Origin of the sequence: Corynebacterium silvaticum (assembly GCF_004382825.2) — a bacterium.
GTDB lineage: Bacteria > Actinomycetota > Actinomycetes > Mycobacteriales > Mycobacteriaceae > Corynebacterium > Corynebacterium silvaticum.
Genome location: NZ_SDQO02000001.1, coordinates 539,115 through 557,127 on the forward strand (window position 1 = coordinate 539,115; position 18,013 = coordinate 557,127).

At 52.4% G+C, this 18,013-nt stretch carries 19 protein-coding genes; 13 read left to right on the top strand and 6 right to left on the bottom strand.

What is annotated here, in order from left to right; translation table 11 throughout:
• The first annotated feature begins 2 nt into the window (after positions 1–2).
• The 4 genes from ET810_RS02525 (at position 3) to ET810_RS02540 (ending at position 7,302) form a co-directional block, all read left to right on the top strand.
• Complete coding sequence (locus ET810_RS02525; RefSeq protein ID WP_134315943.1) at positions 3–2,054, top strand: ribonuclease J; 2,052 nt, start codon at positions 3–5, stop codon at positions 2,052–2,054.
• Between the two features lie 69 nt (positions 2,055–2,123).
• Positions 2,124–2,786 (top strand): TIGR03085 family metal-binding protein, encoded by a 663-nt coding sequence (locus ET810_RS02530; protein ID WP_087454145.1) that lies wholly within the window; start codon positions 2,124–2,126, stop codon positions 2,784–2,786.
• 75 nt (positions 2,787–2,861) lie between these two features.
• Positions 2,862–5,984 (top strand): DNA translocase FtsK, encoded by a 3,123-nt coding sequence (locus ET810_RS02535; RefSeq protein WP_087454144.1) that lies wholly within the window; start codon positions 2,862–2,864, stop codon positions 5,982–5,984.
• 298 nt (positions 5,985–6,282) lie between these two features.
• Complete coding sequence (locus tag ET810_RS02540; protein ID WP_375167323.1) at positions 6,283–7,302, top strand: TerC family protein; 1,020 nt, start codon at positions 6,283–6,285, stop codon at positions 7,300–7,302.
• 124 nt (positions 7,303–7,426) lie between these two features.
• Here ET810_RS02540 and ET810_RS02545 read toward each other — a convergent pair whose 3' ends face one another.
• The gene (locus tag ET810_RS02545) at positions 7,427–7,720 is read right to left on the bottom strand and encodes a YciI family protein (protein ID WP_087454142.1); all 294 of its coding nucleotides are present in this window, start codon (positions 7,718–7,720) and stop codon (positions 7,427–7,429) included.
• A 111-nt stretch (positions 7,721–7,831) separates the two neighbouring features.
• Here ET810_RS02545 and pgsA point away from each other — a divergent pair, with 111 nt between their 5' ends.
• The 4 genes from pgsA to ET810_RS02565 all read left to right on the top strand — a co-directional run bounded on the left by pgsA (position 7,832) and on the right by ET810_RS02565 (position 10,345).
• Positions 7,832–8,425 carry a CDP-diacylglycerol--glycerol-3-phosphate 3-phosphatidyltransferase gene (gene pgsA, locus ET810_RS02550; RefSeq protein ID WP_087454141.1) on the top strand — a complete coding sequence of 198 codons (594 nt, stop codon included), beginning with the start codon at positions 7,832–7,834 and terminating at the stop codon, positions 8,423–8,425.
• The gene (locus tag ET810_RS02555; protein ID WP_087454140.1) at positions 8,415–8,930 is read left to right on the top strand and encodes a CinA family protein; all 516 of its coding nucleotides are present in this window, start codon (positions 8,415–8,417) and stop codon (positions 8,928–8,930) included. Before pgsA ends, ET810_RS02555 begins: the two co-directional genes overlap by 11 nt.
• Positions 8,931–9,045: 115 nt before the next feature.
• Entirely contained in the window at positions 9,046–9,378 is a 333-nt protein-coding gene (locus tag ET810_RS02560) for a helix-turn-helix domain-containing protein (RefSeq protein ID WP_087454139.1), read from the top strand.
• A gap of 130 nt (positions 9,379–9,508) precedes the next feature.
• Positions 9,509–10,345, top strand: a complete 837-nt coding sequence (locus ET810_RS02565) for a PspA/IM30 family protein (protein WP_134315942.1) — start codon at positions 9,509–9,511, stop codon at positions 10,343–10,345.
• An 88-nt stretch (positions 10,346–10,433) separates the two neighbouring features.
• Here ET810_RS02565 and ET810_RS02570 read toward each other — a convergent pair whose 3' ends face one another.
• The 3 genes from ET810_RS02570 to ET810_RS02580 are packed head-to-tail and all read right to left on the bottom strand — an operon-like array spanning position 10,434 to position 12,341.
• A complete protein-coding gene (locus ET810_RS02570; protein WP_087454137.1) occupies positions 10,434–11,048 on the bottom strand; it encodes an energy-coupling factor transporter transmembrane component T family protein in 615 nt (204 codons plus the stop codon).
• Positions 11,045–11,737 (bottom strand): energy-coupling factor ABC transporter ATP-binding protein, encoded by a 693-nt coding sequence (locus ET810_RS02575; RefSeq protein ID WP_087454136.1) that lies wholly within the window; start codon positions 11,735–11,737, stop codon positions 11,045–11,047. Before ET810_RS02575 ends, ET810_RS02570 begins: the two co-directional genes overlap by 4 nt.
• Positions 11,738–11,741: 4 nt before the next feature.
• Positions 11,742–12,341: a biotin transporter BioY gene (locus tag ET810_RS02580; protein WP_166740997.1), complete on the bottom strand. Its 600-nt coding sequence runs from the start codon at positions 12,339–12,341 to the stop codon at positions 11,742–11,744.
• A gap of 77 nt (positions 12,342–12,418) precedes the next feature.
• On the opposite strand from ET810_RS02580, the gene ET810_RS02585 reads away from it, so the two are divergent.
• The 5 genes from ET810_RS02585 to ET810_RS02605 all read left to right on the top strand — a co-directional run bounded on the left by ET810_RS02585 (position 12,419) and on the right by ET810_RS02605 (position 16,981).
• Positions 12,419–12,631, top strand: a complete 213-nt coding sequence (locus ET810_RS02585; RefSeq protein ID WP_087454905.1) for a DUF3046 domain-containing protein — start codon at positions 12,419–12,421, stop codon at positions 12,629–12,631.
• 254 nt (positions 12,632–12,885) lie between these two features.
• Positions 12,886–13,995 carry a recombinase RecA gene (recA, locus tag ET810_RS02590; protein WP_087454135.1) on the top strand — a complete coding sequence of 370 codons (1,110 nt, stop codon included), beginning with the start codon at positions 12,886–12,888 and terminating at the stop codon, positions 13,993–13,995.
• Positions 13,988–14,593, top strand: coding sequence for a recombination regulator RecX (gene recX / locus ET810_RS02595; RefSeq protein ID WP_087454134.1), 606 nt, complete (start codon positions 13,988–13,990; stop codon positions 14,591–14,593). The genes recA and recX overlap by 8 nt, the downstream gene beginning before the upstream one ends.
• 104 nt (positions 14,594–14,697) lie before the next feature.
• Positions 14,698–16,236, top strand: coding sequence for a tRNA (N6-isopentenyl adenosine(37)-C2)-methylthiotransferase MiaB (gene miaB, locus ET810_RS02600; protein ID WP_134315989.1), 1,539 nt, complete (start codon positions 14,698–14,700; stop codon positions 16,234–16,236).
• A gap of 73 nt (positions 16,237–16,309) precedes the next feature.
• Positions 16,310–16,981 carry an Rv2732c family membrane protein gene (locus ET810_RS02605; RefSeq protein ID WP_134315941.1) on the top strand — a complete coding sequence of 224 codons (672 nt, stop codon included), beginning with the start codon at positions 16,310–16,312 and terminating at the stop codon, positions 16,979–16,981.
• Between the two features lie 13 nt (positions 16,982–16,994).
• Here ET810_RS02605 and ET810_RS12390 read toward each other — a convergent pair whose 3' ends face one another.
• Positions 16,995–17,492 (bottom strand): GNAT family N-acetyltransferase, encoded by a 498-nt coding sequence (locus ET810_RS12390; RefSeq protein WP_318655669.1) that lies wholly within the window; start codon positions 17,490–17,492, stop codon positions 16,995–16,997.
• A complete protein-coding gene (locus ET810_RS12395; RefSeq protein ID WP_225870084.1) occupies positions 17,384–17,875 on the bottom strand; it encodes a hypothetical protein in 492 nt (163 codons plus the stop codon). The genes ET810_RS12390 and ET810_RS12395 overlap by 109 nt, the downstream gene beginning before the upstream one ends.
• Positions 17,876–18,013 lie beyond the last annotated feature (138 nt).

An 18,013-nucleotide genomic window follows, 5' to 3' on the forward strand; every position in this document is an offset into this window, starting at 1 on the left:
ATATGACTGAACCACGTAACCGTTCTCGAAAGGTTACTCGTAAAGCTGGCCCGCCGGAGACTACTGAAACACCAGTATTCCAAGCCCCTGACGCATCTGTAGAGGCACCAGCGAAGGCTGAGACGGAGAAGAAAGCTTCAGACGAAGGCTCTTCCAACCAAGATGCCAGCTCTAAAGGCAACCGCGGCCGCTCCAACTCGGGACGAGCCGGAAACGGGACGCGCAATGCTCGCTCACGCCGTGGTGACAATCCTCAGAATAATAAGAGCAACCGAGGCCGTCGTAACGTGGTCAAATCCATGCAAGGTGAGGATCTGACCGAGCGTCTTCCGGAGCCCCCCAAGGCGCCTAAGAATGGCCTGCGCATCTACGCCCTTGGCGGTATCTCTGAAATTGGTTGCAATATGACCGTTTTTGAGTACAACAACAAAATGCTGTTGGTCGACTGCGGTGTCCTTTTCCCCTCGTCTGGTGAGCCAGGCGTGGATTTGATCTTGCCTGATTTTGGCCCGATCGAAGACAAACTGGACAAGGTCGAAGCGCTCGTTGTTACTCACGGACATGAGGATCACATTGGGGCTATTCCGTGGCTACTGAAACTGCGCCCAGACCTGCCCATCTACGCTTCCAAATTTACGTTGGCTCTTATCGCTGCAAAGTGTCGTGAGCACCGTCAGCGTCCTAAGCTGATCGAGGTAAATGAGAAGTCTGATATTAACCGTGGGCCTTTTAACATCCGTTTTTGGGCCGTTAACCACTCGATCCCGGATTGCTTAGGTCTTGCCATTAAGACTGGTGCAGGTTTGGTGATCCATACCGGTGACATCAAGCTCGATCAGACCCCAACAGACGGGCGTCCTACCGATCTTCCCGCACTGTCTCGCTTTGGTGATGAGGGCGTTGACCTCATGCTCTGTGACTCCACCAACGCAACTACGCCGGGCGTTTCGGGCTCCGAAGCCGATATTGCGCCGACTCTGAAGCGCCTTGTCGGTGACGCAAAACAGCGCGTTATCCTAGCGTCGTTTGCCTCCAATGTTTACCGCGTTCAGGCTGCGGTAGATGCCGCAGTGGCCTCGGGTCGTAAGGTTGCATTCAACGGGCGTTCCATGATTCGAAACATGGAAATCGCAGAAAAGATGGGTTACCTGAAGGCTCCTCGCGGAACTATCGTCAGCATGGATGATGCAGCAAAGATGGCGCCGCACAAGGTTATGCTCATCACCACGGGTACGCAGGGTGAGCCCATGGCTGCCTTGTCGCGCATGGCGCGTCGTGAGCATCGCCAGATCACGGTTCGCGATGGCGATCTGATTATCCTTTCTTCTTCCTTGGTGCCTGGTAACGAGGAAGCCGTGTTCGGCGTTATTAATATGCTGGCGCAGATTGGTGCGACCGTCGTGACGAGCCGCGATGCTAAGGTGCATACCTCCGGTCACGGTTACTCCGGTGAGCTTTTGTTCCTCTACAACGCAGCTCGTCCGGTGAACGCTATGCCGGTGCACGGAGAGTGGCGCCATCTGCGGGCCAACAAAGAACTGGCAATCTCCACTGGTGTGGAGCGCGATCGCGTGGTTCTTGCACAAAATGGCGTTGTCGTGGATCTCGTTGACGGACGAGCTCGGGTGGTCGGACAAATTCAGATCGGTAACCTCTACGTGGACGGTGTCACCATGGGTGATATTGACGCTGGGGTTCTGGAGGAGCGGACTTCCCTGGGTGAAGGCGGCCTGATCGCAATCACAGCAGTGATTGATAACCGAACCGGAAGGCTGCTAGAGCGTCCTACTGTGCAGGCTAAGGGCTTCTCCGAAGATGCCGTTGCCATGATGCCTGAAGTCACCGAACTGGTGGAAAACATCATGACTGACTTGGCTGGTGAAGGTGAGAATGATCCTTACCGCATGGTTCAGCAGCTGCGTCGTCGCGTCTCTCGTTTTGTGGAGCAGAAGTGGCGTCGTAAGCCAATGATTATGCCTACCGTTATCCCAACGACTCAGACTCAGGTGGAAGCGGACGAAGAGGAGATTCGCGCAACGCGCGAAAGCCTGTAAAAAGCAGCAGTAAAAGCGGGCGGCACCGGAAAGATGTGATGGTGCTGCCCGCTTTGTGCTTCCCAGGATATGCTGGGACTTATGTTATTTGTAGAGCAGGAACGCTTAGCATTAGCAGAGCTATTGCTAGAAAAAGGGGCAGAGGCGCCAACGCTGTGCGAAGGATGGAACACTGAGGACTTAGCGGTGCATCTCTACGTCAGGCAGCGCTATCCGCTGGCTACTGCCGGAATGTTTGTGCCAGCGTTATCCCCACTGCTCAAGCGCCGCACGCAAGAAACTGCGTCTATGCCTTTTACTGAAATTGTGGAGGCGTGGACGGAAGAAAAACGGGGATTCTCACGCAGTAAAACTCTGGACTTTTTCCTCAACACGGCGGAACATTTTGTTCATCACGAGGATCTGCGTCGGGGAGCGTCACTAGGAGAGGATTCTCTTGGGCATGGGGTACAACCGCGTAGCTTGAGTGACACAGCAGAGAAAGATTTGTTGCGGTTGCTACGTCTTTTTGCACCTAAATTGCTGCGGAAGTCATCGGTGCCTGTGGTGCTGGAACCTGATCGCTATCCACGGATCGTTGTGGCGGATTCGTGGGGAGTGGTCTCTTCTGGCAGCGCCGTAACCCATATCAGAGGCGGGGTTGGAGAACTAGTGTTGTGGGCTTTCGGCCGTGACGCCGTGGATATTGACGTGTGTCGAGATATTGGCAAAGTTGTTAGGTCAGGCCTGTAGGCTGGACTTAAATAAAAGGTAGTTTGCAGTGTTGCGAATGTGATGAATGTGACGTGAGCGTCTAAGCTTGGCTACATGACTGTCAGAAGCAATTCCCGATCTGCCGGATCCTCGGCGCACCAGAAACGCTCGCGAGGATCTTCTAATAGATCCGCACCACGAGCTACAGGTGGGTCAACTGGGCCGAACAGTCGTAATAAGAGGAGTGCTTCTTCTGTGAATCATCCTGCACAGTCTGCGCGTCGTGCCGCAGATACTTCTGAGGAGCGGACCGGCAGTGCTTTCCGCGCTGTCGGTGGTGGCCTGGCGTCTCTCTTCGGCGCTACGGCGCGAGGGGTCGGATCTCTTACTCGAGTCATCGGAGGACTCGGCAAAAACCGAGACGATGATGAGGTCGAGGAGTTCTTTGACGATGACACAGATAATAAGGCTCGTCGCAAGCGTTCTGCTGTCCGCAGCTCTGAGGATGATGCTGTTGAGGAGGACAATGATTACGGTGATGGCCGACTAGCTGAGCAACGCGCTGATTCTATTGGGCTTATCCTTATCGCTTTGGCCGTCGTTTTGGGTGCCTCTGTGTGGTTTAACATCGCTGGACCTATTGGTGAGGGAATTTCTGCAGGGGTGCATTTCCTCATCGGATCAGGGGCGCTGATTCTGCCAATTCTCCTGGTTGCTGGTGCTATTGCCCTGATGCTAGGGCATTTCCCGTCCACGGATTCGCGAGGACGCATTGTTGGCGGAACGATTCTGATTGCGGTGTCCGTGCTTGGCCTGGTGCATCTTTTCGGTGGTAATCCTTCCGACTGGCCGGGTCGCGCTGCCGCTGGTGGAGCCGTGGGGGCGTATACCGGTGGGATTTTGGCCAAAGGCTTTTCTTCCTATTTAGCTATCCCGCTTTTGGTCATCATCATTATTTATGGGGCCCAGAGGATCACAGACATCACAACACGGGAGCTTGTCGACGCCCTCCGCGAGTTTATAAACCAACATCGCGGGGCCGATGCAGATGAGGAATATTCGGATGTCGATGAAGAACTAGAGGCACGTGCGGAAGGGGAATCGTCTCGCAGGGGAGCGTTGGCAAGCAGAAAGGCTGCGCCTCGTACGAGCACCTGGGCTGAGAACACAGCGCCTTCTCGCGGTAGATCTGAAATTGATTCACGAATCAGCAAAAAGCCATCAACGCCTTTGGATGCTTATCCATTGGAAGAAAACGATGAAGAAACTGGGCTATTTGAGGTTCCGACAAACCCGGATCAGAGGCGTCGTCCCGCTGCGCCGAAGCGAAGCGATGATACGCGCTTGCCTAGAGATATTTCTGATACCGATGAGCTTCCGATCGTCACGGATAAGACTGAAGTGGTGGAAAGACGTCCTTCGGCCGCTAGAAACGCTGCCCAGCAAGTAGCGGGGATCGTCTCGGGGGACGTCGGCGGTGCAGTCTCAGGGGCGGTGGCCGGCAATGTTTCTGCTGCCGGCCAAGCTGTGACGGCTGCTGCGGCAGCTGCTGATGTGGTTGCGGCGGGGCGTAAGGCGGTACAGGAAGCGGTGTCGGCGCGTGCGCAGCAACCGGTGGCGTCGACAATCCACCAGGGAGTTGAAGATGCAAGGACTGTTGATCGCGTAGCAGATGATTACGAGGTTCCTAGTACTGAGCTTCTTATCCCTGGACAACAGCCCAAAACCCGTTCAGCTGCCAACGATCGGATGATTGAGGCGATCACCGATGTTTTCGCGGAGTTTAAAGTCGACGCGCACGTGACGGGATTCTCCCGTGGTCCAACGGTAACCCGTTATGAGGTTGAGTTGGGGCCGGGCGTGAAGGTATCCAAGATTACAAACCTCCAATCAAACTTGGCGTACGCGGTTGCGACGGACAACGTGCGCCTTCTGACACCGATTCCGGGTAAATCGGCCGTGGGCATTGAGGTCCCTAATACCGACCGCGAGATGGTTCGGCTAGGAGACGTGTTGAATGCTCCTGAGGTTCTGGCGGACACCGATCCGATGCTCATTGGCCTGGGTAAAGACATTGAGGGAGACTTTGTCGCGCACTCGGTGCAAAAGATGCCTCACTTGTTGGTGGCGGGTTCTACTGGATCCGGTAAATCGGCATTTGTAAATTCGCTTCTGGTATCCATGCTTACCCGAGCAACCCCTGAAGACATACGACTGATTCTGGTTGATCCAAAGATGGTGGAGCTTACGCCTTATGAGGGTATTCCGCACCTGATCACTCCTATTATTACTCAGCCTAAAAAGGCAGCGGCTGCGCTTCAATGGCTGGTGGAGGAGATGGAGCAGCGGTACATGGATATGAAGTCTGCGCGTGTGCGACACATTAAGGACTTCAACCGCAAGATTAATGCCGGCGAGATCCAATCTCCGATGGGGTCGCAGCGTGAATATCATGCGTATCCCTATATCGTGTGCGTTGTCGACGAGCTAGCAGACCTGATGATGACTGCGCCTAAGGAAATCGAGGATTCGATCGTTCGAATTACGCAAAAGGCGCGAGCAGCGGGAATCCACTTGGTCCTGGCTACGCAGCGCCCCTCCGTTGACGTTGTGACCGGTCTGATTAAGACAAACGTGCCGTCCCGGTTAGCCTTTGCTACTTCATCCTTGACCGACTCGCGAGTGATTTTGGATCAGGGTGGGGCAGAAAAACTTATCGGCATGGGCGATGGGTTGTTTATTCCGCAAGGAGGAAGGCCTCAGCGTATTCAAGGTGCCTTTGTTACTGATGAGGAAATCCAGTCCGTTGTAGACGCCGCGAAAGCACAGGGCCAGCCTAATTACACCGAGGGCGTGACCACTGATAAGGCAGCTGAGGCGAAGAAAGATATTGACTCCGATATCGGAAATGACTTGGAGGATCTGCTCCAAGCTGCTGAATTAGTTATTACTTCTCAGTTGGGTTCGACCTCAATGCTGCAGCGTAAACTGCGCATTGGCTTTGCCAAAGCTGGCCGCTTAATGGATTTGATGGAATCTCGAGAGATCGTGGGACCATCGGAAGGCTCGAAAGCGCGAGAAGTTTTGGTGAGGCCGGAAGAGCTAGAAACAACGCTGTGGATGCTTAAGGGCGCAAAGCCTGAAGACGCCCCTAAAGAGTTTGATACGGATGGCGGCGCCGATGCATCGTCTACAACAACGCAATCAACATATAACCCCACTGGCAATGCTTTTTAATTTTATCCATGGACAGCGCTTGGCTCTGCAAGGGGCTTAGCGTTGAAATGAGAAGCTTAGTCGGTCTGGGTGGGCAAAATGCTTGTGATCGACTACACTCGGGCACCGTGCATGGAGGGGAGTACCCCACCCACAGCATTGATCGTCAACACGGCAATCTTCATAGGTTCCCGGTCGTGCTGGCTCCTATAGGAGCTTCTGGCAAAAACAGCTAAAAGTTCTAGGAGTGGGGGAGACCTCCGGTTCATCCGCTGACCGAATGAGACCGGAGGTGTCTTTTTCCTTGGAAGTAAACATGATGGTATGGATCATCACTTTTGTGGTGATCTCAGGGTTTTTTGTTTTTGATTTTTATTCCCACGTAAAAACCCCACATGAGCCCACGCTCAAAGAATCTGCAGGATGGTCTTTGTTCTATGTGGTCCTGGCGTGCGCTTTTGGCGTCTTTCTTTGGTTTGTTTGGGGCGAGCCTGGTAACCCGCATCAACACGGGATTGAGTTCTTCACGGGATATGTGACGGAAAAAGCACTTAGCGTTGACAACCTGTTTGTCTTTGCGTTGATCATGGGGACTTTTAAGATTCCTCGTAAATATCAACAAAAAGTGCTGCTTATTGGCATAGCGCTGGCGCTGATCTTTAGGTTGATCTTTATTTTGCTTGGCGCCGCTGTGATTCACGCCTGGTCAGATGTGTTCTATATCTTCGGTATTTTCTTGTTGTACACCGCTATCAAACTCATCTATGACGAGGCAACCGATCAACCTGAGACCGACCCCAACGATATGCGGATAATCAAATGGTTGCGCAAAGTAGTTCACGTCACGCCCACCTATGAGAAGGATCATCTCTACATTCACCAAAAGGGTAAATTTGCGCTAACGCCGCTGTTTATCGCCCTGGTGGCAATCGGCATGATTGACCTCATGTTTGCGTTTGACTCGATTCCTGCAATCTATGGCATCACTAAAGAACCGTATATCGTCTTCACCACTAATGCGTTTGCGTTGCTGGGTCTGCGCCAGATGTACTTCTTGCTCGATGGCCTGCTTGAGCGTTTGGTCTACCTGCCTTATGGATTGGGCATCATCCTCGGCTTTATTGGAGTGAAGCTAGTCCTGCACGCCCTGCATGAAAATAATCTTCCGTTTATCAATGGCGGTAACAACGTTTCAGTGCCAGAAATTGGCACGGTGTGGTCACTTGTTGCCATCGTGGGGATACTGACGGTGACTGTGCTTGCCTCTGTAATTAAATCCAAACGCGATGACCCCCAAGGCGTAGTGCGCACTAAAGCGGTGTATGACACTGATGAATAAAGGCTAGCTACGCGCCAAGCAAGCATAGAAGGCAACGCAGAAAAGACTCTGCCGCATACATAAGGAAGCAATACCCTTAGTGCGGCAGAGTCTTTTGCATGCAACGGCAAATTTTCCAGCCGTTTTAATATTCAAAAATATTGATCACGGGGTTCCATGTGTGGGTGGTGCGTCCGGTGAGGGCACCCTCTGCGTAAAAGGGATCGCGGTCCATGATCGCTGTAGCGTCGGCAAGCGTGCTGGGCTCGGGCAGTCGTACAACGAGTAGTGCGCCCCCGTCGCCGTCGACAAAAGGACCAGTACCGATGACTGTTCCTTCTTCTTTGAGTTTGCTGCAAAATTCGCGATGACGTGGGCGAATCTCTGCGATTGCGGGGTTATTGGGGTCATAACTATAGAGGAAAGCAAAGGTGTTCATGTTTTAGATTGTATCGTTAGAAACCCAAGCACCACTGCGGGTTGATCGAGAATTCTCAGTTGACTAATCGTGTGGTGCAGCAAATGATTAGCGCGGAGGCGGGTATGGTGAGTGATTGTGAATGAGGAACGCACTGTCAACACACCGGAACATAAGCCTTCTAATTTTAATGTTCCTAACGTCCTGACTAGTCTGCGCATCATTGTCATCCCATTATTTGCGTGGCTCGTTATTTCAGGTGATGGTCAGCATGTCTCGTGGATGTGGTGGAGCCTAGGCGTCTTTGTTGCGCTCATGATTACGGACAAGTTGGATGGCGATATAGCACGAGCTAAGAACCTGGTTACTGACTTTGGCAAGATTGCGGATCCGATCGCAGATAAAGCGTTGATGATCACGGCGCTTGTGTGCCTGAATATTGTGGGACTCGTGGGGTGGTGGGTCACGGCTATTATTGTGGTTCGCGAACTCGGCATCACGTTCTGGCGCATGGGTGAACTGCGTAAAGGAAACGTGGTTCCAGCCAGCAAGGGCGGGAAGATTAAGACAACCCTCCAATCTTTGGCGGTAGCGCTGTATCTGATACCTCTGTCTGGAGTTTTTTCGGTTGTTCAGTTCCTCGTGATGCTAGCCGCCGTGGCGATCACTGTTATTACTGGTGTGCAATATCTTATCGACGCGCGTCGATTGAATCGTGAACGATAACGTGGAGGGCGCGCAGCGGGTTATCACCGCCTTGAAACGGCGAGGCGAGACCCTCGCGGCATGCGAATCGCTTACAGCTGGTTTGTACATGGCATCGCTTGGCGACGTTCCAGGCGCCAGCGCAGTGCTCACAGGTGGCTTTGTTACCTATGCTACGAGCTTAAAACACGATTTAGCCGGGGTGGATCAATCAATACTTGATGAGTTCGGCCCCGTTTCTTCCGAATGTGCTGTGGCTATGGCACAGGGGGCGCGCATCCGATGCGGTGCCTCTTGGGGGGTTTCTTTAACCGGTGTTGCCGGACCGGACCAGCAGGCAGGGCATCCGGTGGGTGAAGTGTGGATTGGGATTGCTTCCCCCGCGGGACAGGCCAATGCGTATCGTGCAGGAGACCTTAGTGACTTAGGTGCGAAGGACGGGCTTCTTGTGAGCACGCGACCTCATATCCGGTCTGCGGCTGTGCGATGTGCCCATGAACTCATGATGCGACTTTTAACAGTGTAAGGTTTGTGTAACGCTGTGATCTACTACTGCTCTATATTGAGTAGAGTTGACGCAAGTTTGGGAATTTCTATGGGAAGTGGGAACAAAAGGGCGGCTTAAGCCGTTTGAACTAACGATGATGAAATATACCGCTGTCTTAGATAATCCAGTTTCGGCTTCTGCCACTGGGCGGTCTGCTCGTGCACCAGAGCCGCTTTTGCGCCAAGCATTGGGAGCTGCGCTGCGTGCTTTCCGCGCAGACAAAGGTATTACGCTGCGCGAACTCGCGGAAGCGTCGAGAGTGTCTCCGGGATATTTATCGGAGTTAGAACGGGGCCGGAAAGAAGTATCCTCGGAGCTTCTGGCTTCTGTCTGTCATGCGCTGGGAGCTACTGTGGCTGACGTCCTTATTGAGGCCGCAGGCTCTATGGCCGTGCGGTCGGCTGAAGCCGATCTAGCTCGCGTATAAGCAAGACTAATTTTCTTGATTTTGTCCCCGACCTGTGGTGAACATGGTCTGATAGCTCGAACCTGAGCTAGGATTATTAAGCGCGTGCATAACGCGAACAAAACTATTGAAATGAAAGGCCTAACGCACGATGGCTAACCCATTTTCCAAGGGATGGAAATACCTGATGGCTCTCTTTGATTCTAAGATCGAAGAGAACGCTGACCCGAAGGTTCAGATTCAGCAGGCTATCGAGGATGCTCAACGCCAGCATCAGGAGCTATCGCAGCAGGCAGCAGCAGTTATTGGTAATCAGCGCCAGCTGGAGATGCAGCTCAACCGTCGTTTGGCTGAGATTGAGAAGCTTCAATCCAACACTCGCCAGGCTATTCAGCTTGCAGATAAAGCACGCGCTGAGGGCAACACGCAGAAGGCCACAGAGTATGAAAACGCTGCAGAGGCCTTCGCTGCGCAGTTGGTTACTGCGGAGCAGGGCGTAGAGGACACCAAGCAACTGCACGATCAGTCGCTTCAGCAAGCTGAGGCAGCTAAGAAAGCAGTTGAGCGTAACTCCATGGCGTTGCAGCAGAAGGTGGCAGAGCGCACCAAGCTTCTTAGCCAGCTCGAGCAGGCGAAGATGCAGGAGAAGGTCGCAGAGTCGATTCAGTCGATGAACTCTATCTCTAACCGCAATACTCCTAATCTTGACCAGGTTCGTGAGAAGATTGAGCGTCGATACGCTAATGCTTTGGGCACTGCGGAACTCGCTCAGAACTCCGTGCAGGGGCGTATGGCTGAGATCGAGCAGGCGGGCGTGCAGCTTGCAGGCCACTCACGCTTGGAGCAGATTCGTGCAGAAATGGCAGGCGGCCAGCTCGCGTCCGGCAATAGCGCCCAGCAGCGCTCGATTGAGGCGTCGCAGGCAGCACCGAGCGCTACCGATGATGCTGTGGCGCAAAAGATGCGAAAGCTTCGCGGAGAAGCATAAAGCTGCGAATCAATTGTTATACGAATAAGGCACAAGTCCCCGATTGGTGGTAGGACTTGTGCCTTTTTGTTGTGCTAATAAAGAGCGCCTAATCGCCGGCGCCACGTGCCATAAGCGCATCCGCTATGCCCCGCGCGCGACGGATGGAGCGGATCATCACAGGCGTTCCTAGGGCCATAAGAGAAAAAGTGGCACCGCGGGCTTTCCTAGCGTCTAGTACCTCATAGACGGTTGCGAGCATGAGGGGGATGAGTCGAAGTGTTAAAGAAAACGCCAACGTGATGGTTTCTACAGGAACTCCAAACCGTTCCGTGGGGGCTAATAGTCGTTGCACCGCCTCCATCATTGAATCCAGAGTGGTGGTCACCGTGAGAAGCATTGCGAGCATGAGCGAAGAAAAAATAGCTAAAACAAGGGTGGATGCGTACGGCAATCCTTTTTGCCACCACTGAAATGCGCCGAGGAATAGCAATATAAGTACTGGGGGCCACAGTTGCCCCCACGCAATACGCGGGGGAATTTTTGCCAAGATGTACAGAGATACAGAAAAGAGGACGCAGAATAGTGCGACAACCGGCTGTTTTACTAAAGCCGTTGTAGCTATGACAAAGACTATAAGGAAGCAAAACTTTGCACTTGGAGGGATTCTATGGATAACGGTTTCGCCTGGAACATAGACTCCTAAAGGGACATTGCGCATCATAATGGGTTGTTTTCCATAAGGGAGACATACTGTGGGATCACAGACTCGGGTGAACCATCGAGCAAGATTTTTCGCTCATGAACGCACAGAACTCGATCGAAATTGCTTAAAAGATCAAGGTCGTGACTGACCACAATAACCTGCTGCTCTAGCCCTTCGATGATGGTCTTGATATGAGCGCGGTTGCGCATATCTAAAAGTGTGGTTGGTTCATCCATGATCACGATTTCAGGCTCTATGACCAAGACAGATGCCAACGCAAGTAGTTGTTTTTGCCCTCCGGAGAGCAGATGAGGCGAGTGCTCCGCGTGTGATTCAAGGCCAAAACGGGCTAGCACGGTTGCGATGCGCTTGCGTCGTGTCTCTTTATCCAGTTTGAGGCGGCGCAAAGAGAAGGCAATGTCGTCTTTAACCGTTGGCATAATGATTTGGTTCTCTGCATCAGAGAACACAAAACCTACTTTACGGCGAACCATCTTGCCTTGCGTTGCGACGTCAAGGCCGTCCACGACTACGGTTCCTGAAGACGGATCGCTTAGCCCGTTAATAAGCCGCACCAAGGTAGACTTTCCGCCGCCGTTAGCACCGATAATACCCACGCGGTGTTCCTTGAGCGACAGACTTACGGAGTCGAGAACGGGCAGGTCTTCGTAAGCCACGGAGACGTTGTCAAAGATGATGCTTGGCATGGTCCTAGCCTGCGGACGGGGTGGTACGGCGAGTACCGCGGATATCCGGGAAGGCCGCGTGCACGCCTAATGCAATGACAACAGCGATGACGAGTTTTACAGCATCAGGGCCAACGAAGGGAATATTAACAGCTGCCGCCTTGGCAAAATCGAGGCCGGCTCGAATCATAAGTCCAAAGGTTCCGCATGCGTATTGGACTAAGAGTGCGGAAAAAGCTGCGAGGGCAAAGAAGACCGTGGCTAAAGGCTTGGATTTCTTTGGTGCGAGATACGCAATGGTTCCTGCTACCAAAGGCGATAGCAGGTAACCAACGAGGTAACCTACCGAAGGGCCTGATAATGCAGCCAGGGTAGTACGCCCACCTGCCAGTACAGGGAGACCGATTAGTCCGAGCGCGAGGAATAGAGCCGTCGCAAGGAAGCCTCTGCGTCCGCCTAGGATAAGGCCGGCCAAAATGATGACTGCGTTTTGCATAACGATAGGGACGCCGGCAGCGCCTACCGGAATGGAAACGAAAGCAAAAACAATGATAAGAGCCGCAAAGACTGCGATATAGGCGAGGTCAAGTAGTCGATTGCGCTGAGAAGAAGTGTTCACGTTCATAAACAGTAGTAGTTAACGCTGTTCAATTCACTATCGGGGCTGCGCTGTGCATGGGATTATCGCCTACGATGACCACTATGCGATTAACAGAGTTTCACCAGTTGGTAGTTGATGAATTCGGCAGCACTCGCGGACCGTGGTTGCTCCATTCTCATGTCCTGGCAGCATTGGGGGATACTCCGAATCGCTTAATTGAGAATGGGGTAGAGCCGCGAGCAGTGTGGTGGGCATTGTGCGAAGACTTTTCGATTCCCGAAAGCAGGCAGCTGGGGCTAGATAATCCGAATTAAAAGGTGCTCAGGACTATGCACAATTCTACGGAGACTGGTTTGCTTGTCGAACATCTGTTTGTGTATTCTCGTGGGAGATTAATGCGATGTTGGCAGTGGTCGTTAGGATTCATGCTTAGTTGAGTCGAGCTCACCAATCGGGGGTGGAATTCCCCGGCTATACACTGATGAGGGATCCGAAGTGCCCTGATCATTCGTTAAAAAGATGAGCCAGATTAATTTGAGTGTTCCTCAATGAGAAAAGAAGGATAAAAATGGCAGCTAAGAAAAGTTCGAAGTCTCAGCCGGCAACAGGGGATAATCGGCAAAAAGCGCTCGACGCGGCCTTGGCTATGATCGAGAAAGACTTTGGTAAAGGCGCAGTAATGCGCCTTGGTGACGAAAATAGGCCTCCGATTAGCGCCATTTCTTCTGGAAACACTGCAATCGACGTTGCCCTCGGCATCGGTGGTTTCCCTAAGGGGCGCATCGTCGAGGTGTATGGACCTGAGTCCTCGGGTAAAACGACTGTGGCGCTGCACGCCATAGCGCAAGCGCAGCGTGCTGGGGGGATCGCCGCGTTTATCGACGCCGAACACGCCTTGGACCCAGACTATGCACGCAAGCTCGGCGTAGATACAGACGCGCTGTTGGTATCTCAGCCAGATACCGGTGAACAAGCTCTGGAAATTGCAGACATGCTTGTTCGCTCAGGTGCCATAGACATCATTGTTATTGACTCCGTGGCTGCTCTTACCCCTAAAGCGGAAATCGAGGGGGAAATGGGAGATAGCCATGTTGGTTTGCAGGCGCGTTTGATGAGCCAGGCTTTGCGCAAGATCACAGGCGCTCTCTATAACTCGGGAACGACCGCTATCTTTATTAACCAGCTGCGTGAAAAAATTGGCGTGATGTTTGGTTCACCTGAGACAACTACGGGTGGTAAAGCACTGAAGTTCTATGCCTCAGTTCGGTGCGATGTTCGTCGCATCCAAACGCTTAAGGATGGGCAGGATGCCATTGGTAACCGGACCCGGCTAAAAGTGGTGAAGAATAAGGTCTCGCCCCCATTCAAAATTGCAGAATTTGACATCATGTATGGCGAAGGAATCTCGAGAGAATCCTCCATCATTGATTTGGGTGTAGACAACGGAATCATCAAAAAATCGGGCTCGTGGTTTACCTATGATGGCGACCAACTCGGGCAGGGTAAGGAAAAAGTCCGTCTGTACTTAAAGCAGACCCCTGAACTGGCAGACGAAATCGAAGAGAAGATCTTCCGGGCACTGCAGATTGGAAAGTACGCTAATCAAAACGATGCGCTTACTGATGATCCAGTAGATATGGTCCCTAATATCGACTTTGATGATGAGGACAATGGCTAAGATTGATCCAAGTCTAAGCAAAGAAGACAAGCTCAAGCGCCTTTCGCGGGCGCTTGAGCGCTATCACGAGGAAGGCAGCGAGCTTTTTGATAAAAAGTTCGAAGAAGCCAAAGCTCCGGTGAAACACCGCGCGCTTCTGTTGCTCAATCAACGTCAGCGCTCACGCCACGAGCTTAAGCAACGGTTGCTCTCTTTGGATTTTGAAGAAGACGTTGTTGATTCGGTACTGGAAGACTTTGAGCATGCAAAGCTACTCGACGACCAAACGTTTGCCAATGAATGGGTGCGGCAACGGCATGTAGCACGTGGAAAATCTCGCGCTGCGCTTAACCATGAGCTCAAAGAAAAAGGAGTGGCCAGGCAACAGTGTGAGGAAGCACTGCGCCAGGTTTCTGAAGATGATGAAGAAAGCGTGGCGAGCACCTTAGCCTGGAAAAAGGCTCGGTCGATTAAAAAAGTGCCCGAAACGCGAAACGACTATGACAAGGCACTCAGAAGAATCGTAGGTGTGCTTGTGCGTAGAGGCTTTGGGCAATTCCAGTCGCTGCAGATCGCACGTTCTGCACTAGAACAGCGGTTGGATGAACTTAAAGAATGAAAGCCAAGGAACAGCATCCTAAAAATGCAGGTGATCCGGTTATGGCTTTTATCCCTTGACCACTACAATGGCGTGACGTGTCATTGTCAACAAAAGATGTGCAGATGAAGAACGAGAAGTCCGAGAAAACAACTGTGGGCGTGGGTAAGACGTATGAGGTGCGAACCTTCGGTTGCCAAATGAACGTCCACGACTCTGAAAGACTTTCTGGGCTTCTTGAAGACGCCGGATACTCACCCGTAGCAGCTGGTGATGAACCAGATCTGGTGGTCTTTAATACCTGTGCTGTCCGAGAAAACGCTGATATGCGCCTTTACGGCACCCTGGGGCAATTACGCGCAACCAAAGTGGAACGCCCTGGGATGCAGATCGCCGTGGGCGGTTGTCTAGCGCAAAAAGACAAGGACACCGTTGTTAAGAAAGCGCCTTGGGTAGACGTGGTTTTTGGCACGCATAACATTGGTTCGTTGCCAGCGTTGCTTGATCGTGCGGAGCATAACAACCGTGCTCAGGTAGAGATCGTAGATTCCTTGGAGCAATTCCCCTCCGTCCTTCCCACAAAGCGAGAGTCTGCATATGCGGGATGGGTGTCGGTGTCCGTCGGATGCAACAATACGTGCACGTTCTGTATCGTGCCCTCACTGCGCGGTAAAGAAGCCGATCGCCGTCCCGGCGACATCCTGGCAGAGGTTCAAGCACTCGTGGAACAGGGTGTGTCTGAGGTAACGCTGCTTGGGCAAAACGTTAACGCCTATGGTGTTAACTTCGCGGATGCTTCGATTGAGCGTGATCGTTCCGCTTTTTCTAAGCTTCTGAGGGCTTGCGGTGATATCGAAGGGCTCGAACGACTGCGTTTTACCAGTCCACACCCGGCCGAATTTACTAGCGACGTCATTGACGCCATGGCGGAGACTCCTAATATTTGTCCGCAGCTGCACATGCCGCTTCAATCTGGTTCGGACAAGGTCTTGAAAGAGATGCGTCGCTCGTATCGATCAGAGAAATTCCTTGCGATTTTGGATGAGGTAAGGGCGAAGATACCTTATGCCTCGATAACCACAGACATCATTGTTGGTTTCCCAGGTGAGACTGAAGAAGATTTCCAGGCGACACTGGACGTGGTAGAAAAAGCCCGTTTTACGAGTGCTTATACCTTCCAATACAGCCCTCGTCCGGGAACACCTGCAGCAGAATATGAAAATCAGATACCAAAAAAAGTGGTGCAGGAACGCTACGAGCGTCTCCTAGAGCTGCAAGAGCGAGTGTCTCTCGAAGAAAACCAGAAGCTGATTGGCACAGAGGTTGAGCTTTTGGTGCAGGCTGAAGGCGGACGGAAGAACAATAAGACAAACCGGCTCACCGGACGTGCCCGTGACGGCAGACTGGTACATTTTTCCCCAGAAGGTGTCACGGATGGGGAGATCCGCTCAGGCGACATTGTTGTCACTACGGTCACTAGCGCGGCGCCGCACTTCTTAATTGCAGATTCTGGCGTTATCTCGCATCGTCGTACAAAAGCCGGTGATATGAGCGCCGCTGGAAAAGTACCTACGACTGCGCCTGTCGGCATTGGGCTAGGATTACCTTCAATAGGTGCACCAAGTGCACAGAAGTCCGCGTCGCAGGATGCTTGTGGCTGCTAAGTCAGGGAAGCACATTACATCTGTTTGCGCACTGTGCGCAGCATTATTGAGTCGTTAATAGGAGAAGGCAGTAGTGTCTGAAGCAAAACAAGAGCCAGTTTCTGCTAGCCAGTTAGCACGTGAAGAGAAGACCGTTTCTCGTCGTGTATCAACGGATGGCGCGCATGCCGGCATGCTTGTGGCTCTTATCCTTTTTCTTGTTGGCCTTGCGCTACCTCATACAGGTGGAATTCGCGGGGTACAGCTACTCATCCCCGGCGACTATGGCTCAGTCAAGGTGGCGGAGCACATCTTTGTGTATGTGGGGACATTGTCCGTCGTTGTCCTTAATGGCTTGACGTTATTATTCCGACGTACTTTAGCTGCCAATGTATGCTATCTACTTGGTGGAATCTCCCTGCTGGTTTCCTTGTTCTGCTTATGGATGAGGCTGCCAAGTAAAGAGTTTCAAGGACAGACCGGTATCGGAATCGGCTTGTTATTGGAAGTGGCAGCCACGATTATTCTGGTCTTCTTTTTAAGCTTGATTATCTTTGCTCGAAGCGATGAACAAGCAAAGGTTGCTCAGGCGCGGGCAGAACATGAAAACCTCGATGAGGTCGGCTATGCACAGCGCTCTCTGCGCATAGCCGACCAGGCGAATATGCCGAAAGACAACCCATTATTTGTTGATGATCGGCGTCGGTTAGCTGCAGCGAAGCACAAGAAGAACCAGGAACGTGGAACCGACAAAGACAACCGATAAAGCCAGTCCCCGGTTAAACTAGTTTTTTCTCCCATGCGCGTACTGCAGCTACGTGTGTAAACCCAAGTTGGTTATTAACCGTTTGCATGGCCACGTTGTACGTGGCCATCTCGGTATATATACGCTTGATATGAGGCCATCGACGAAGCGCTTCCGCTATACAGAGCGTTTTGATCAGCGTGCCCAGATGCTTTCCCCTATATTCGCGTAGAACAAGGGTAAAGCTTTGTTCGGCGACAGAAGGAGATGCGTCGGCGCGTCGAGAAGCCTCGCTGAAAGCGATGGCCCTTCCTTGGTGCACGAGCACGGTAGAAACTACTTGGTTTCCGCGATGGCGAGTTGTTTCAGCTGCTTGTTCTAGCCTTTCCCTAGTCCAGGGGCGTGGCTTCCTAGTTAATGTGCCTACCGGTATGTCGTGGGCTGCTTGATCGAATAGCGACAGGAGGCTGTCGACGATATCATGTGGCGGCGCATGATCGTAGTAGGTGAGGGATTCACAATCTTCAGGAATCTCTGTGGGATAATCCTGAGCGGGTACATATCCTTGAATCTCATCCAGACCTTGGACAAAGCCTTGTTCATGGATGACTGACTCGAGGAAACTGCTCTATAAGGAGTCGGCTCCGCGGGCATGAGCTTCCACAATTGGATGATGGGACGACCTAGCTTTTCCGCAAGCGAGGGGAGAGATTCCAACAAGAAGCGGACGCCTTCGCGTGCCTCGTCGCTTGGCTGTTCTGCGGGCAGGGGCTGAAGCTCCGCATCCAGGATGATGTCGCACGCGATTGAAGAAAGATTTGACTGCAGCGGCACGTCAATTTCTAGGTATCCGACTGGATAACCAACAGTGCTTTCCTCTGAATCCGGTAAAGAATGATCAGTGCAAGGAAGCATCTCTAAACCTAGCTCACCGATTGGATATGTCGGCGCCTGAGGCTCTGTCTGGACAGCAACAACAATAATTGTTCGTTGAGCAGGAGAACCATGAATTTGTTGGATAACAGAGGCAACGGTGGAAGACGTGGAGTTATC

Excerpts from the sequence above, each read along its gene's own strand:
- ET810_RS02525 (WP_134315943.1), top strand. The coding sequence starts at position 3 with ATGACTGAACCACGTAACCGTTCTCGAAAGGTTACTCGTAAAGCTGGC.
- ET810_RS02530 (WP_087454145.1), top strand. The coding sequence starts at position 2,124 with ATGCTGGGACTTATGTTATTTGTAGAGCAGGAACGCTTAGCATTAGCA.
- ET810_RS02535 (WP_087454144.1), top strand. The coding sequence starts at position 2,862 with ATGACTGTCAGAAGCAATTCCCGATCTGCCGGATCCTCGGCGCACCAG.
- ET810_RS02540 (WP_375167323.1), top strand. The coding sequence starts at position 6,283 with ATGGTATGGATCATCACTTTTGTGGTGATCTCAGGGTTTTTTGTTTTT.
- ET810_RS02545 (WP_087454142.1), bottom strand. The coding sequence starts at position 7,720 with ATGAACACCTTTGCTTTCCTCTATAGTTATGACCCCAATAACCCCGCA.
- ET810_RS02560 (WP_087454139.1), top strand. The coding sequence starts at position 9,046 with ATGATGAAATATACCGCTGTCTTAGATAATCCAGTTTCGGCTTCTGCC.
- ET810_RS02565 (WP_134315942.1), top strand. The coding sequence starts at position 9,509 with ATGGCTAACCCATTTTCCAAGGGATGGAAATACCTGATGGCTCTCTTT.
- ET810_RS02570 (WP_087454137.1), bottom strand. The coding sequence starts at position 11,048 with ATGATGCGCAATGTCCCTTTAGGAGTCTATGTTCCAGGCGAAACCGTT.
- ET810_RS02575 (WP_087454136.1), bottom strand. The coding sequence starts at position 11,737 with ATGCCAAGCATCATCTTTGACAACGTCTCCGTGGCTTACGAAGACCTG.
- ET810_RS02580 (WP_166740997.1), bottom strand. The coding sequence starts at position 12,341 with ATGAACGTGAACACTTCTTCTCAGCGCAATCGACTACTTGACCTCGCC.
- ET810_RS02585 (WP_087454905.1), top strand. The coding sequence starts at position 12,419 with ATGCGATTAACAGAGTTTCACCAGTTGGTAGTTGATGAATTCGGCAGC.
- recA (WP_087454135.1), top strand. The coding sequence starts at position 12,886 with ATGGCAGCTAAGAAAAGTTCGAAGTCTCAGCCGGCAACAGGGGATAAT.
- recX (WP_087454134.1), top strand. The coding sequence starts at position 13,988 with ATGGCTAAGATTGATCCAAGTCTAAGCAAAGAAGACAAGCTCAAGCGC.
- miaB (WP_134315989.1), top strand. The coding sequence starts at position 14,698 with ATGAAGAACGAGAAGTCCGAGAAAACAACTGTGGGCGTGGGTAAGACG.
- ET810_RS12395 (WP_225870084.1), bottom strand. The coding sequence starts at position 17,875 with ATGCTTCCTTGCACTGATCATTCTTTACCGGATTCAGAGGAAAGCACT.